Below are 15,944 nucleotides of genomic sequence, written 5' to 3'. Positions count from 1 at the left end.
CGAATGCGCGTTGAGAAAGATCAATTGAGGATACGAAACCGTGCGCGTATCTCGGCATCCTGTGCCTTTGTCAGGTACTTAGGGTGATGTGTGGCAAGAACCTCTCGCGCGCGTTCACGGGCGACGGTCCATGCGTCTGCGGCACCTTCGTCGGCCCATGTGCGGGGCTCGTTTCGGTCGGCCAGTTCCGGATAGTAGTAATCCCGTTCCATGGCGGCATAGGTATGTGTGCTACCCAGAAAATGTCCGTCACCCAGAACGGATTGGCAGATGGCGTCGAACCCAAGGTTTTCCTCAGTCACTTCGATCCCACGCAGCGCGCGGTAGGTGTGGGCATGCATTTCGTTATCCAATACGAAACCTTCGAAACTGGCACCCAACAGGGAAGCAGTCATCCCTGAGCTTTCGTAGATCAAATTGCCCCCGGCCAATGCGGCAGCCAGCGAAGTGATCCCTTTCTCAGCCCCATATTGCGCATCGATGGCCTTGGCGTCGGTCATCGACGCAGCGACCCCCGATGGCAGCCCCAGCCAGTTCGTAATCTGCGCCGAGGCCGCGTTTAGGATCGCGGTTTCACCGCTGCCACCTGCAAAGGATCCTGTGCGTAAGTCCACAATGAACGGCCAGTTGGAAAACACCATCGGAAAACCGGGTTTGATTGTGTTGACCATGACGAGGCTGGCCAGTGTCTCGGCCAGTGATTGCGCCAGAAATCCGGCCAACGTTGCCGGGGCTGTCGCACCTGCCTGAGCAGCGGTTATGCAGGACATGGGGATGTTGTGAGCCACGCATTCATAGACTACATCGACCGCGTCCTCGCCGTAGCGCAAGGGCGAGATAACTGGGCTGATATGAGCCTTCAGGAAAGGGCGCTTGGCGAATTCACCGGGCCCTCCGGCGACAATATCCAAAAGCTCGACGATCGGTGCCACGTGCTCTGCCAGAGTGAACGAGGTTGCGATCGGTTTGGTCGTGTTACGCACCAACGCATAGACCGTGTTGATGTCCAGATCACGAACATCCGGTACATCTGTCGCAACACAGCAGCGGGTAAACCAACTGACATTGGCCAATGTGTCCTGCAATCGCGTGAAATCATGCAGATCGGTCAGCGTGGCCGGTCGATATATCCCGCTGTCGATATCCAGCGTCTGAACCGCTGCACCACCGGTGCCGAAATACACCCGGTCACCACCCACAGTGATCGAGCGCGCGGGATCGCGGCCATGAAAAACAAAGCTTTTTGGCGCGGCGGAAATCGCGGCTTCGACCATGTCGCGGGGAAAAAGCAGGCGACCGGGTTCGCCCGGTTTGGCACCGGCAGCCAACAGATCCCGGGCCAGACGGTCTGGTACGTTACCCATGCCCAGTTTCCCAAGCAAACGAATTGCTGTGTCGTAGATTTGCGTGATCTCGGGCACTGTTAGCGGTTTGAACGCCCCACCGACCTGACCGGGCGGACAGGGATCTATGACAGGTGCAGCGGCGCGCTGCGCGTGCCGGGCACGTCTTCCACTTCTTTTGCCGCCTGCAGTCATGCGGTTCCTTCTCTGTTGCCTTTCGCAAACCCTAAGCGTCGAAATGCAACCTTCGCAAAGGCGAAGTGCAATTTGCAGAATCCGCAATCGCGGTTTCGATTTTTCAATACAAGTGACTGTCCTGTTGTCGCCAGAACCCCTTGTTCCGCAAAACTTGAACCGAAATAGCAGGAGAAAAGCGGATGAAGTCGCGCACCAAGGTGGTTGTGATCGGAGGCGGAATTGCAGGGTGTTCAACGCTCTACCATCTGACGCAGGAAGGCTGGAGCGACGTGGTCCTGGTCGAGCGGAACGAGCTGACGTCGGGGACCACATGGCATTCCGCCGCGCAGGTGACGAATTTCGGTATGAACCAAACCATGGTCGGGCTGAAATCGCATTCGATCCGATTGTATAAAGAACTGGCCGAAGACCCGGACTATCCGATCAACTACCACCACGGCGATGGGGGCATCCGACTGGCCAATACCGAAGCCCAGATGCAGGGGTACCGCCATTTCGCCTCGATGGCGCGGGGTATGGACGTGCAGTTCGAGGTCATCGACGCGGCAGAATGCGCACGCCGTCATCCTTTGATATCGACTGAGAATCTGATCGGCGGGCTGTGGGACCCGCTGGATGGAGACATCGACCCCGCGCAACTGTGTCAGGCGCTGGCGCGACGCGCGCGCAAGGCCGGGGCGGAGGTCTATCGCAACACGCCCGTGATTGGCTTGAGACAACACGCAGACGACACTTGGACCGTCCAGACGGAACATGGTGACATAGACTGCAATATCGTGGTCAACGCCTGTGGCTACCGCGTCAACGAAGTGGGCGCGATGATGGGTGTGCACCATCCGGTATCGTCCATGGAACATCAGTATTTTCTGACTGAAGAAATTCCGGCGATCCGCGACGCTGGTCACCGGATGCCCCTGCTGCGCTGTCCGATCAGCGACTATTATTGCAGGCAGGAAAAGAACGGTTTGCTTTTGGGGTTTTATGAACAGGACTGCAAAACCTGGGGAATGGACGGGATCGATCCCAATTTCGTAAACGCGCTTTGTCCGGACGATCTGGATCGCGTGACGGATGTGCTTGAAGGCGCCTTTGCACGGATGCCTGCCTTGATGGAGGTTGGCGTACACACGGTGGTCAATGGCCCGATCACCTACACGATTGACGGCGCGCCTCTGGTAGGGCCGATCCCCGGCAAGCGAAACGCGTTCTGTATTATCGGGTTGCGCGCAGGGCTGGGCGAAGGGGGTGGTCACGGCTGGCTGTTGGCGCAGCAGATTGTGCACGGCGAGGCGTGCTACGATACTTGGTGCCTTGATCCACGCCGCTTTGCAGGTCACACCAATGTCGAGCTGACGGCGCTAAAGGCCATCGAGGATTATCAGAACGAGTTTCGGTTTCACTTTCCCCATGAACATCGGCCCGCTGGACGACCGGCAAAGACAACCCCTCTGACGCCTGTTCTGGCGGCCGAGGGGGCTGAGTTCACGGTGGTCAACGGATGGGAGAGGGTGGATTACATCAAGCCGTCCGCTGATTTCTCACCGACCCTCAGTTTCGATTTTGACGAAACCTTTGATGTGGTGGCTGCCGAGGTTGAGAATGTGCAATCCGGTGTTGGGATCGCCGAAGTAAACGGTTTCAACAGGATTGAAATAACGGGTGCGGATCGTCACGCGTTTCTGGACAGGCTATTTTGCGGCAAGGTGAACCGCCGTGCTGGGCGTGTTGGATTGGGGTACCTGCTGAACCAACACGGGATGGTCAAGGCTGAGGCTACGGTGGCGAACATACCTGCCAGCGATCGCGGCCCCGAACGTGTCTGGTATGGTTCAGCTGCCGCCAGCGAACTGCATGACATGGACTGGCTGATCCGCCATCGACGCGCCGGAGAAGATGTGCAGATACGCAGTCTGACCAACGAGCATACAATTCTGATACTTGCTGGCCCAAAGGCGCGCGCCGTGCTGTCAGGTTGCGCAAGGGGGGACTGGTCGGCAGAGGCTTTCCCTTGGCTTAGTGTACGCGAGTGTTTCGTCGGCATCGCGCCCGCTGTGGTCATGGGCGTCAGTTTTTCTGGCGAGTTGGCGTATGAAATTCATGTCCCCAACGCGTCTCTGTACGCAGCGTATCTGGCACTTCGGCAGGCCGGAGAGGCGCACGGAATACAGCTTTTTGGCGCACGCGCGGTTGAGTCGATGCGCATGGAAAAAAGCTTCTTGCATTGGAAGGCTGATCTGATCACCGAGTTTGATCCGTTTGAGACTGGGCTGGACCGCTTTGTAAATCTGGAAAAGGACGAGTTTGTCGGTCGCGAAGCCCTTTTGGCCCGTCATGCCGAAGGGCCGCGCAAGAAACTTGTGGTGCTGCAAATTGATTGTGCGCAGGGCCCGGCGCATGCAGGTGCGTCGCTGATGCACGAAGACGGGGTTGTTGGAACGATTACTTCAGGTGAATGGGGGCATCGCACCGGCCTTAACCTAGCACATGGGTTCCTAGCGCCGGAATTCTCTGCCATCGGTTCTGAGTTGGAACTGGACCGGTGCGGCGAACGTGTTCCGGCTCGGGTGATTGACCCGTCACCTTATGACCCTGGTTTCAGTCGGATGAAGTCCTGATCGTTCCTTGCGGCATCTATTTCTTCATTGCCGCAGGGTGCAATCTCTGGTTCCATAGTTTCGACGAAATCGAAACTATGGGTGGCGGATATGTCCAAATCTCTGAGCCTCCGCTGGCTGGAGGTGTTTCAGCTCATTGCCAAGTCGGGCTCAATTCAGCAGGTCGCATCAGAGACGGGGCTGTCGATCAGTACTGTTTCAAACCATCTGCGCAGCCTTGAAAACGCCCTTGGAATTGAGCTGGTCGACCATAGCCGTCGTCCGATGGGTCTGACCCCGGCGGGCGAAGTCTTTGCGCGCTATGTCCGGGACGGTTTGACCACTCTACGGCGAGGCGAGGCCGAGATTCGCACGGGAAACTGGCGCCACGCTACAGACTTGCGACTGGCCTTAATCGACGATTTCGACAATCAAATTGCGCCGGATCTGTTCAGGTTTCTGGCACAAGCCCTGCCGCGCTGTAATTTCCGCCACTTCACACGCCCCAGCCATGAAATCATAGCCAAGCTGCAAGAACACAAATTAGACGCGGGTGTCGCAACGCGCCCGTCCGAGCGAACAGACGGGCTGATTGAATATCCGTTGATGCGCGACCCGTTCATTGTGATCTTGCCCAGCGGCTTCGAAGGCACAGCCGAGGCATTGTTCACCCCAGATGCCGATCTGCCTTTGTTGCGATACTCGCGCGACTACATGATCGGCAAACAGATCGAGATCCAACTGACCCGAAGCAAGTACAACTTGCCGAACCGGTTCGAACTGGAATGCAACCAGTCGATCATTGGCTTGGTCGCCGAAGGTGCCGGCTGGGCCATAACGACGGCTGCTTGTTTTCATCGTGCCCAAAGGTTCCATGACAACGTCCGCGCCATCCCGTTCCCCGGCCGGAACTTTGTGCGTACGGTGTCTCTGTTTACAACCGAAGTGTATCCCGAGACCACGTCGGCTTTGATCCAAAAGGCGATGGGGAAATTAATCCGACAGCACTTCACCGGACCAATGTGCAGCAAACATGAATGGCTGAAGGATGATTTCAGAACGATGGAGGCAGAGGCAGCTTAGACCCGTGAAGGTGGGCCAAGGGATTTTCCGTCAATGATACCGGTCGCCAATTGTTCACCGGTTCCGGCAGATTGATTTTCTACCATTTCCACAAGCTGAAGTGCTGCCTTTCGGCCCATTTCACGATGCGGAACGTGAACCGTGGTCAAGGCAGGCGTGACGATGCGGGCCAGTTCGATGTCGTCGAAACCGGTGATCGATACGTCTTCGGGAACCTTGAAGCCTAGGTCTTGTGCGCGCCGTAGCGCTCCGACCGCAAGCACATCGTTGCCGCATAGAACGGCCGTAGGTGGTTCAGCATCAGCCATAAGCTCAGAAAACGCCTCGGACCCGTGTTCAATTTCGTATGGGGTTTCTTTGATCCGAAGGTCTGCTGGGTCGAGGCCGCTCTGGCGCATTGCATCCTTGACGCCTTCAGCCCTTAGGCGGGCCCGATCGTTGCCAAGGCGAATACCTGAGATCACCGCTAAACGTCGATGACCCAACCCTATGACGCGGTTTGCCAGAGCACACATGGCGGCCCGGTTGTCGAAACCGATGGAGGGTAGGCTTGCGCCCTCCAGATAGGACCAGGCGACCAGGGTCGGGATTTTACGCCGCTCAAGATATTCATAAATTTTGGGGTCGCGGTCGTGGCCGATCAACAGCAAACCATCCACGCCGCGGGCGGTCAGTGTTCGAATTTGTTCTTCTTCGATGTCGGGTTTGTAGGCCGAACTTGACACAAGTAGGGTAAAACCGCGCTGATGCAGTTCTTCCTGAAAGGCTTGCAGACCACGGGCAAAGATTGCGTTCTCCATCGTTGGGATGATTGCGCCGATCGTAAAGCTACGTTTGGCTGCCATGACCCGCGCTGCGAAATTTGGTGTATATCCCAGGGAGTCCACGGCTGACTGGACCTTTTGCCGTGTTTTTTCCACGACGCGATCGGGATTGTTCAGGCAACGAGACACAGTTGCCGTCGAAACACCGGCCATCTTGGCGACATCATCCAGCGTTGGTGTGGACCTTAGTTTCGACATTTCCAAACCCGAAATTCACGTTCTCCAATAACTCTATGCGCAAGCACGGCGTATTGAAAGCAGATATGTAAGCGCTTGCATTTTGTATGTAAGCGCTTACAAATGAAATTGAGCCGAATCCAATAGGGAACCCGGAAGATGTTTCTGTATGCGTCCATGATCGTATTCGTCGTCTATTTTGCGAATGTTTCGATGGGCGCTTTTGCGAACAGTGCATTCCTCGGGGACGTGGGAGAGATGTTGGTTCTATTCGCGGCGTCGATTCTGTTCGTTGTCGCAATTCTGAAAAAGGAGGCTGACCGCGACGAAAAAAGCGACGGCTGAATTTTTTGCTTGGGAGGGCAACTTAATGAACGACGACAGAAAAGAACTTGCATCTGCAGAGCGGCGCAATTTCCTGAAGCTAAGCGCCACTGGTGCTTTTACGGCTGCGTTGGTGGCCGGGGCAGGGGGGGTCTTGTGGTCCTCTGAAGCAGCTGCGCAAACCGCCAAGGAAGAGCGTGAACGCGAGCAGGCCGCAGAACATGTGATGACAATTGCAACAGCTTATGTTCTGGGTGCCTCGCGCAGTTACCCGATCATGCAACTGGACCTGAAAGAGAACATTCAGAACGCGACCAATGGCAAGGTATACGTCAAACTAGCACCGGGCGGTCAGCTGGGTGCAGGCGGATCGCTGGTTCAGAAGGTGCAGGGTGGTACCATTCAGGCGGCACAGCATTCCCTGTCTAACTTTGCTCCGTTCGCGTCGACCGTTGACCTAATCAACATGCCGTACCTTTGCGGTTCGAACCAGAAATTTACCAATCTTGTTCATTCGGACACATGGCAAAACGAGGTGCATCCCAAGGTCGAAGCTGCAGGCTTCAAAGCACTGTTTTATGTGGTGATCGACCCGCGGGTTGTGGCTGTACGCCAAGGTGGAAACGCCATTATCACTCCGGGTGATATGGGCGGCGTCAAGTTCCGTGTGCCGGGCTCTAAGATGCTACAGCAATACTACCGTATGGTCGGAGCGAACCCGACACCCGTCGCTTGGGGAGAGACCCCCTCGGCCATCAAGCAGGGTGTCGCGGATGCGCTGGATCCGTCTGTCGGGGCGCTGTTTGTCTTTGGGTTCAAGGACATCCTCAGCCATGTGACCTTTACGCAGGCCGTTCCGGACAGTCAGGTTTATTCCTGTAACCTTGAATGGTTCAATTCGATGCCAGCCGACGTGCAGGATGGCATCATGTGGGGGTCCGAGATGACCAGCCACCAGAACCTTGCCAAGGTTCCTTCGGCGCGGGCCTATGCAATGGCCGAGTTGAACAAGGCCGGTGTCGAGTTCCATTCTCTCAGTTCGGATCAACTGGCCGAGTGGGAAGATGCTGGCGGATATCAGAACGCAGAATGGGATCCGTTCAAGACAGAACTCGCCGGGTCGATGGACGCGTTCGAAAAGCTGGTCGAGGCGGCCGGTACGCAGGGCAAGTACTACGTCCACGACGCTTGATCCGATCCGGGCGGGCGACCGCCATCACCTCATGCAGTCAGGCCGGTAAAGACCCGGAACAGAAGGCGTGCGCCTGACTGCTCTATCGACGAGGGAACTGATGACCTTACTACAAAACATAGACCGCAACGCCGAACGCTGGCTGCTGCTGGTGTTCTACGTGATGCTGGTCATCACCATGGCCATCGAGGTCCTTCGGCGCGAGATATTCGCATTCTCGTCGATTTGGGGCGAAGAAATCGTCCGCTATTCGTTCATCTATCTGGCGTGGATCGGCGCGGCTGCGGCGGTCAAGGAACGTGCCCATATCCGCATCGATGTGATCATGCATTACCTTGGGCCGCGTCCCAAGGCTCTGCTTTATATCTTCGGTGATCTGGTCATGTTCGTCGTCGCGGTCATCGCGCTCTACTGGTCCTATGAGGCGGTGCATGTCTCGGCCAAATTCGGATCGGTGACCGACGGTCTTCGGGTGTCCAAGGTCTGGTTCCTGATGGCCGTACCGACCGGTTTTGCGCTGATGATCTGGCGGTTGATCCAGTCGCTGATGCGCGACCTGAAATCCCTTCGCGACGGCACGCCCGTTTTCGAAGGCGACAAACTATTTGACTGAGGGAGATCACGATGCTTTGGGGTTCCCTCAATCAAACCGTTGAACTGGGTTGGGATTTCTACCTGCCCGTAATCCTGTTCGTTGGGCTGATCGCACTGGCCGTGCCTGTCTGGGCGGCCATTGGCACCGCCGCAATCGTCATGCTGGTCATGTCCGGCGACCTGCCACTCAGCCTAGTGGGCGAAAGCCTGTTCACCGGCATAGACGCCTTTGCCCTGACCGCCGTGCCGCTGTTCATTTTGACGGGTGACGTGCTGGTCAGAACCGGATTATCCCGAAAATTCCTGGATGTGGCCGAGGCGCTGACCTGTTTCGCCAAAGGCGGGTTTGGATCTGCGACCGTTCTGGTCTGCGGCATGTTCGCCGCGATCTCGGGCTCGGACGCGGCAGGTGCTGCTGCGGTCGGCCGGATGACGATCAACCGTCTGGTCGAAAGCGGCTATCCGCGTCCCTATGCCTGCGCGCTGGTGGCAGCCGGGGCCTGTACCGGCATCCTGATCCCGCCATCAATTGCGTACATCATCATCGGCCTTGTTCTGGGCATTTCCGCCTCGACCCTGTTTTTGGCGGCCCTTATTCCCGGTCTGGCCATTCTGGTCTCGATCCTTGTGACCAACATCATCATGAACCGCATCTATTCCTATGAGGGCGGCGGTATGATGACCATGAGTGAATGGCTGGCCAATCTGGGCAAGGCGCTGAAGTCCGGCTGGTATGCGTTCATCGTGCCGGGGATCATCTTCTACGGCATCTTCTCGGGCCGCCTGACGCCCACCGAGGCGGGCGCGACCGCGGTGGTTGTCACAATCATCATGGGCTTTATCCTGCGCACGCTGACATTAGCGGACTTTCCTTCGATGCTGGTGAGTTCTGCCAAGGTGAACGGGGTAATCCTGCCGATCATCGCCTTTTCAGCCCCGCTTGCCGAGGCTTTGGCGATCATGGGTGTGCCGCAAGGGTTTGTGACAGCCGTGACTTCGCTAACCGAAGACCCCTATCTGTTGATCCTGCTTATGATCGGCATTCTGATCGCCGCCGGCTGCGTCATGGAGACGACACCCAACATTGTTATCCTGGCCCCCATTCTCAAGCCGCTGGCCGACAACATTGGGATGAACGAGATTCAGTTCTGTATCATGATGATTACGGCGCTGGGGGTTGGGTTTATTACTCCGCCGCTTGGGCTAAATCTGTTTGTTGTGTCGGGGATTACCGGTGAGTCCATCCTCAAGATCGCTGCCCGGGCCATACCGTTTGTTTTGACAATGCTCATCGTGGTCATCCTGATTGCCTATGTTCCGGCAGTTTCGACCACGTTGCTTCCTGAAATCTACCAATAGGGTTTTACGATTATGCCGCGTGAGTATCTGAAAAAGGCGACGCTGACCCCGCAATCCCATGCGTCCGAAGTGCATGAGACGGTCAAGACGATCCTTGCCGACATCGAAGTCGGAGGAGACGCCAAAGCGAAAGAATACGCAGCCAAGTTCGACAAATACGATGGCAACGTGTTGATGACCCAAGCCGAGATAGATGCAGCGATTGCAAGGGTTCCTGAAAAGTTGAAAGCGGACATCCGGTTTGCGCATGACAATGTGCGGCGTTTTGCGGAAACGCAGAAAGCCACGGTTTCTGATGTGCAGATGGAGATTGTTCCGGGTTTTGTAGCTGGACAAAAAGCGATCCCTGTGGACGCTGCGGGCTGCTATGTTCCGGGCGGGCGATACAGCCATATCGCCAGCGCAATCATGACGGTTACCACAGCCAAGGTCGCCGGGTGTCGCCATATAACAGCGTGCTCTCCGCCGCGTCCGGGTGAGGGGGTTGCACCAGCCATCGTCTATGCCGCGCATATCTGTGGGGCAGACAGCATTCTGGCCATGGGCGGTGTGCAGGGTGTTGCTGCGATGACCTATGGTCTGTTCGGCCTTCCACGCGCGAATATCCTTGTGGGTCCGGGCAACCAGTTCGTAGCCGAAGCCAAGCGCATTCTCTATGGCAAGGTTGGCATCGATATGATCGCCGGGCCGACCGACAGCCTGATTTTGGCCGACAATTCGGCTGACGCCCATGTTGTCGCCACCGATTTGGTTAGTCAGGCCGAGCATGGCTATAACTCACCCGTTTGGCTGGTCACGGATGATCGCGCGTTGGCGCAAAAGGTTATGGAACTGGTGCCATCGCTGATCGCGGATCTGCCCGAATTGAATCGCGAAAACGCCTCTGCCGCATGGCGCGACTATGCCGAAGTAATCGTCTGTTCGGACCGCGAGGAAATGGCGGCCTGTTCTGACGAATACGCCCCCGAACATCTAACCGTTCAGGCCGAGGATCTGGATTGGTGGCTGGGTCGCCTGACCTGCTATGGATCGCTGTTTCTGGGCGAAGAGACGACCGTTTCTTATGGCGACAAGGCCACCGGCACCAACCACGTGCTGCCGACCTCGGGCGCGGCCAGCTATACGGGCGGGCTGAGTGTCCACAAATACATGAAGATCGTCACGTGGCAGCGCGCCACGCGCGAGGGCTCAAAACCCATCGCCGTGGCCACAGCTCGGATTTCGCGGCTGGAGGGGATGGAGGGGCACGCCCGCGCCGCCGATGTGCGCTTGGCCAAGTATTTCCCCGATGAACAGTTCGATCTATCCGCAGATGGATGACCCAAGGACGCTTTTTGATCTGACGGGCCGTGTCGCTTGTGTGACCGGCGCAAGCTCTGGCTTGGGGCGTCGTACTGTTCAGGTTTTGGTTGCGGCCGGTGCGCGGGTTGTGGGTGTTGCACGGCGTGAGGGCGCATTGAAAGCGCTGCGCGAGGAGGTCGGAGACCGCGTCAAGACGGTCACGGCTGATGTGGCTGACAGGGCCCGTTTGCCTCAGCTTTGCAGTGAGATCAGCGCCTGTTTCGACGCGCCTGATATCGTCGTCCATGCTGCGGGCATCAACACCCGTGAGATCGCAGATGAAGTTACCCATGACGGTTGGGACAAAACACTTGAATTGAACCTGAGCGCGCCGTTCTTTCTAAGCCAGGCATTGGTCCCCGCGATGAAGCGCAAGGGCTGGGGGCGGATCGTCAACTTTGCCTCATTACAGACAACGCGCGCGTTTCCCGGCGGGATCGCCTATGGTGCCACCAAGGCGGGGATCGGGCAGCTAACTCGAGCCATGGCCGAGGCATGGTCACGCGACGGTATCACCGCGAATGCAATCGGACCGGGTTTTTTCCCAACAGAGCTGACACAAGCCGTGTTTGACGACCCCGCACGGGCAGAGAGGAATGCGGCGCAAACCTGTGTCAATCGCAATGGGCGGCTGCAGGACATTGACGGCCCGATCCTGTTTCTGTGTTCGCGTGCGTCTGACTATGTCACGGGGCAAGTCCTGATGGTTGACGGGGGGTTCACGGCGAAATGAAAGCCCTTGTCTATGAAGGTGTCGAACAGCTTGCGTATCGCGATGTCGCGGACACAGTACCGGCATCGGATGAGCATCTTATTCGCGTCGAAGCGGTTGGGATTTGCGGGTCGGATATGCACGCTTATCTTGGGCATGACGAAAGACGCCCTGCGCCGCTTGTTCTTGGTCACGAGGCTGCGGGTGTGGTGGTCGGCGGGCCTTTTGATGGACATCGGGTAACGATCAATCCTTTGGTCACATGCGGTCGCTGCCCGGCCTGCACAGCCGGGCGGGAAAACCTGTGCCCGAACAGGCAGATCATTTCGATGCCGCCTCGTCAGGGTGCGTTTTCCCAGTTTGTTTCGATGCCTGAACGCAATCTGATCCGAGTTCCGGATGCAGTCCCATTGACCCGCGCGGCGTTGGCCGAGCCATTGGCGGTTAGTTGGCACACGGCACGGTTGGCCTTGGCTGCATTGGACCTGTCAATGGATCGGCGTGCGCTCGTGATTGGTGGTGGTGCGATTGGATTGGCCGCGGCGCTGGCCTTGGGCGCGATGGGCGTCAACGATGTGCGCGTGCTTGAACCGAACGAGCTGCGCCGCGCCTTTTTGAAAGATCTAAAGAGTTTTGACGTAGTTGCCGAGACAGCCGATATGTTTCCAATGATCATCGATGCGGTTGGGTATTCTGCGACACGCGCGGTCGCGTCCGAACTCGTATTGCCGGGCGGTGTCATGGCGCATGTCGGTCTGGGTGAGGATGCGGGCGGCTTGGATATCCGAAGGATGACCTTGCAGGAGATCACTTTTATCGGCACCTATACATATACTGCCGATGATTTCCGCCAAACGGCACAGGCAATTTTTGATGGACGCCTTGGTGCCTTGAACTGGCCGGAAGAGAGGGCGCTGTCAGACGGGCCCAAAGCGTTTCAAGATCTTCGCAATGGGGCGGTGGCCGCGCCCAAAATCATCCTGAAGCCTTGGGAATAGGCCCGAAAGAAAGAGAGGGACCAATGTATCAGAAAATTCTCGTACCCATGGCGCTGGACCACGACGTATCACAGCACACGCTGCAAGTTGCTCAGGCCCTTTCTGCTGCTGACGCCGAGGTTGTCGCGCTGCATGTCTACGAAATGCCCCAGGGATCTGTCAGCGCCTATCTGGACAAGGACGTTGTCGCCGAAGGGTTTCGCGCCGCGCGTAACCTCTTGCGCGAAAAGGTTTCGGGTTTGGACGGGGTCAAGCCCGAGATCGTCAAGGGCCACACCGCCCGAACGATCATTGATTTTGCCCATGACAACAATTTCGATTGCATCGTCATAGGGTCCCATAAGCCGGGCTTAAGCGACTATTTCCTTGGCTCGACCGCATCGCGGGTCGTGCGCCATGCAACCTGCGCGGTGCATGTGCATCGCCGAACCTGATCGTCTCAATCGCGCCTGAAGGCGCCTTAAACAGGACTTACAGATACGACATGAACATAGACAAAAAGATCACCGATGATCTGATGGCCAACGATATTTCGTTTGTCACCACTGTCCCGTGCAAGCAATTGGCGGGTGTCATCGCCGAGATTGATGAGCGCGAGGGTATCTACCACATCCCCTCGAACAAGGAAGACGAGGGTATGGGGCTGTGCGCAGGTGCGTGGATGGGCGGCAAGCGCCCTGCCATCATCATGCAGAACACCGCCATTGGGGTGACGATCAACACACTGGCGACGTTGATCCAATACTACCGGATGCCGCTGCCAATGCTGATCTCGTATCGTGGCGAGCTGCGCGAACCCATTGCCTGTCAGGTCGAGATGGCTGTGCACACCAAGGCGCTGCTCGCCCAGTTGAACATCCCAACGTATCACTTCCACCATCAGGCGGATGTCGAGGAGTTGGATGCAATCTTGAAATACACCTTCATGTGCAACAAGCCGGTCGCCATTCTGACCGACGCCAATTTCTGGGGAGGCTATGGCGACCAATGATCCGTTCTGACGTTCTAAAAGAAATCGCCCCGATCCTGCGTGACCAGCTTGTTGTCTGCAATATCGGCATCCCGAGTCAGGAGCTGCACGCGATCGACGATCAGCCCAGCAATTTCTACATGCTGGGCACGATGGGGCTGGCCTCAAGCATCGGTCTGGGCTTGGCGCTGTCGCAGCCCAAACCGGTGATCGTGATCGATGGGGATGGCTCGGTTCTGACCAATCTAGGTACTCTGCCGACCATCGCTAACAACGTGGCGGACAACTACATCCTGCTGATCGTTGACAACGGGTCTTATGGATCGACCGGTGATCAGCCCACCTATGCCGGGCAGAAGACATCGTTGACGAAAATGGCCGAGGCCGCAGGATGCGAGCGCGTCATCGAGTGCGCGGCTGAAGATACAGGCCGGGTCCTGCAAGAGGCGTTGGACGCGGGTCAGATGACCATCATTGTGTCTAAATGCGAGAGCGGAAACGCAAAGATGCCGCCGATCACGATGGATCCGGTGGTGATCCGCGACCGTTTCATGAAGGCCGTTCAGTCCTGATTGACTAAGAGTTTCCGAAAAAGTCGAACTGATATCGCCGCCTCGAAATGTCGAGGCGGCGATTTTTCATTCGGCGTAGCGAATTGAGTCGAAAGGTATTTCCTTACCGGCTTAAAGCACCCGGAATTGTTCTGCGCTGGGCGCAATAATATCTATGCGAGACAATGGGCCTAAATTGCTCGCTCACCGGTTGATAAAGCGCGTAGTTAAACGCTTTACCACCGATGTTTGACCAATCTTCAGCGGACTTCATTTGGCGCAGCTTTCGCTCTGTGTTAATAATTTACGTAAGGTAAAGTGCCTTGAGCGCTACAGTTTTTCGATTCCGCATCATCCGGGGGGAAATGCCATGAGACTGAATTCTGTTGTTCAAACCGTGTTGCTGGGGTTGGGCGTTTCTATCGTCGCATTGTCGCCGGCCCAATCGCAAAACCGGGAAGAAAGTCAGGGGATGGTGCTGCTGCGTGGGTTGCCAACGCTGGACACCAGTCACAGCATTGCGATTGTCGAGCTCGACCCGGAATCTGATCGTTTCGGAGAGATCCTGAGCGAAGTTGAACAACCGGATATCGAACACCCTCTGCACCATTTGTATTACAGCCCGAATGGCAGATTGTATTCGACCGGGCTGGACCCGGCTTGCAGCCTGGCCGAGGTCGGTCTGTCCCGTGACGCGTCCGGCGCGCCCGTAATCAAAGGCTTTACCTGTCTGGATACGCAAGGCCAGATTGTTGGCGAAGACATCATGTGGACCACCTCGAACGGGCAGGAATATATGTTCGTCACCTTTATGGGTGGCACGGGCGGAGACGATGGCGGCTCGGTCGGGGTCTTTGACCCGCAAACCAACAAGGTCGTCAAAATAATCGAGGCGCGCAAAAGCCAGATACCCGAAGGCGAGCCTTATATCATGTACCCTCATGGCATTTCGGCCTTTGAGGACCGCATGGTGGTAACATCAACGGTGCATCCCGACCTTGCGACAGGTGTCGGCAACGTTCTGACGATTATTGACCTGAACACGTTGGAGCCGATTCAAAACATCACTGTCGAAAATGAGAAGCCACTGAATTTTCCATCCTCACCGGTCGAGGTTCTGTTTGCGCGTCCCACTATTCACCCCGATATCGAACCGGCAATTCTGGCGAATACGATGTTCGGCTTTGAAACCTGGAAAGTGCCTTATGATGCGTCCTCTAAGACATTTGGAACGCCCGAGGTTATCTATAGCGGCGTTGCAAATGACACTGCTGTTCCGCTGGAATTCTACGGCACCGAGGATGAACTGTTTGTTTCGCATGCCTTGCCCGGCGTGGTGAAGCGGTACGAACTGGCAGCCTTGCCTGAACTCGTGTCCAGCGGGCCTGATATCGTCGCGGATCCCGGTGCCCATCACATGATCTTTTTCACCTCGGCATCCGGCCGGGATCTGATCGCGATCCAAAACAATCTTCTGAACCTTGGGAACGGCGCGGAAGATGACCCGACGGATGTGGATTTTATCGCCAGTCTGAATGCCCACACGATATCAGTGCACGATCTTGAAACGGGCGAGCGTATCGCGACCGTCGACTTCAAAGAACGCTACAACAAAGGCGTTGAAAACGTCGAAGGTCTGTTCGGTTCGGGTTTTGTACATCACCACTAAGGGGCCGAGAACGCA

Annotated in this window: 15 protein-coding genes; 13 read left to right on the top strand and 2 right to left on the bottom strand. The window is 56.7% G+C overall.

The features are described 5' to 3' along the window. Nucleotides 1–20: 20 nt before the first annotated feature. Complete coding sequence (locus ACR0DG_RS20350) at nt 21–1,538, bottom strand: trimethylamine methyltransferase family protein (protein ID WP_480700186.1); 1,518 nt, start codon at nt 1,536–1,538, stop codon at nt 21–23. Nucleotides 1,539–1,720: 182 nt separating this feature from the next. On the opposite strand from ACR0DG_RS20350, the gene ACR0DG_RS20345 reads away from it, so the two are divergent. Further along, the gene (locus tag ACR0DG_RS20345) at nt 1,721–4,156 is read left to right on the top strand and encodes a GcvT family protein (RefSeq protein ID WP_480700185.1); all 2,436 of its coding nucleotides are present in this window, start codon (nt 1,721–1,723) and stop codon (nt 4,154–4,156) included. Nucleotides 4,157–4,246: 90 nt separating this feature from the next. Next, a complete protein-coding gene (locus ACR0DG_RS20340; protein ID WP_480700184.1) occupies nt 4,247–5,218 on the top strand; it encodes a LysR family transcriptional regulator in 972 nt (323 codons plus the stop codon). Here the strand turns inward: ACR0DG_RS20340 and ACR0DG_RS20335 are convergent. After that, nucleotides 5,215–6,240, bottom strand: a complete 1,026-nt coding sequence (locus ACR0DG_RS20335; protein ID WP_480700183.1) for a LacI family DNA-binding transcriptional regulator — start codon at nt 6,238–6,240, stop codon at nt 5,215–5,217. The two genes, ACR0DG_RS20340 and ACR0DG_RS20335, sit on opposite strands and share 4 nt — an antisense overlap. Nucleotides 6,241–6,378: 138 nt before the next feature. Here ACR0DG_RS20335 and ACR0DG_RS20330 point away from each other — a divergent pair, with 138 nt between their 5' ends. The 11 genes from ACR0DG_RS20330 to ACR0DG_RS20280 all read left to right on the top strand — a co-directional run bounded on the left by ACR0DG_RS20330 (nt 6,379) and on the right by ACR0DG_RS20280 (nt 15,929). After that, the gene (locus ACR0DG_RS20330) at nt 6,379–6,564 is read left to right on the top strand and encodes a hypothetical protein (RefSeq protein ID WP_480700182.1); all 186 of its coding nucleotides are present in this window, start codon (nt 6,379–6,381) and stop codon (nt 6,562–6,564) included. 25 nt (nt 6,565–6,589) lie between these two features. Beyond that, entirely contained in the window at nt 6,590–7,735 is a 1,146-nt protein-coding gene (locus ACR0DG_RS20325) for a TRAP transporter substrate-binding protein (RefSeq protein ID WP_480700181.1), read from the top strand. Nucleotides 7,736–7,835: 100 nt separating this feature from the next. Then, nucleotides 7,836–8,348, top strand: coding sequence for a TRAP transporter small permease (locus tag ACR0DG_RS20320; RefSeq protein WP_480700180.1), 513 nt, complete (start codon nt 7,836–7,838; stop codon nt 8,346–8,348). An 11-nt stretch (nt 8,349–8,359) separates the two neighbouring features. After that, on the top strand, nt 8,360–9,688 hold the full coding sequence (locus tag ACR0DG_RS20315; RefSeq protein ID WP_480700179.1) for a TRAP transporter large permease: 1,329 nt from the start codon (nt 8,360–8,362) through the stop codon (nt 9,686–9,688). 12 nt (nt 9,689–9,700) lie between these two features. Then, complete coding sequence (gene hisD / locus ACR0DG_RS20310) at nt 9,701–11,008, top strand: histidinol dehydrogenase (RefSeq protein WP_480700178.1); 1,308 nt, start codon at nt 9,701–9,703, stop codon at nt 11,006–11,008. Continuing rightward, nucleotides 11,001–11,762 (top strand): SDR family NAD(P)-dependent oxidoreductase, encoded by a 762-nt coding sequence (locus ACR0DG_RS20305; protein ID WP_480700246.1) that lies wholly within the window; start codon nt 11,001–11,003, stop codon nt 11,760–11,762. Before hisD ends, ACR0DG_RS20305 begins: the two co-directional genes overlap by 8 nt. Beyond that, nucleotides 11,759–12,739 carry an alcohol dehydrogenase catalytic domain-containing protein gene (locus ACR0DG_RS20300; protein ID WP_480700177.1) on the top strand — a complete coding sequence of 327 codons (981 nt, stop codon included), beginning with the start codon at nt 11,759–11,761 and terminating at the stop codon, nt 12,737–12,739. The genes ACR0DG_RS20305 and ACR0DG_RS20300 overlap by 4 nt, the downstream gene beginning before the upstream one ends. A gap of 23 nt (nt 12,740–12,762) precedes the next feature. Next, complete coding sequence (locus ACR0DG_RS20295; RefSeq protein WP_480700176.1) at nt 12,763–13,173, top strand: universal stress protein; 411 nt, start codon at nt 12,763–12,765, stop codon at nt 13,171–13,173. A 50-nt stretch (nt 13,174–13,223) separates the two neighbouring features. Then, nucleotides 13,224–13,730, top strand: coding sequence for a sulfopyruvate decarboxylase subunit alpha (gene comD, locus ACR0DG_RS20290; protein WP_170385740.1), 507 nt, complete (start codon nt 13,224–13,226; stop codon nt 13,728–13,730). After that, nucleotides 13,727–14,281 (top strand): sulfopyruvate decarboxylase subunit beta, encoded by a 555-nt coding sequence (gene comE, locus ACR0DG_RS20285; RefSeq protein ID WP_480700175.1) that lies wholly within the window; start codon nt 13,727–13,729, stop codon nt 14,279–14,281. Before comD ends, comE begins: the two co-directional genes overlap by 4 nt. A gap of 349 nt (nt 14,282–14,630) precedes the next feature. After that, entirely contained in the window at nt 14,631–15,929 is a 1,299-nt protein-coding gene (locus tag ACR0DG_RS20280; protein WP_480700174.1) for a hypothetical protein, read from the top strand. The last annotated feature ends 15 nt before the right edge of the window (nt 15,930–15,944 follow it).

This window comes from Ruegeria sp. BG8 (genome assembly GCF_056538325.1).
The sequence above is the reverse complement of the archived record's forward strand: the minus strand, read 5'-3'. Positions and strand labels throughout refer to the sequence as shown.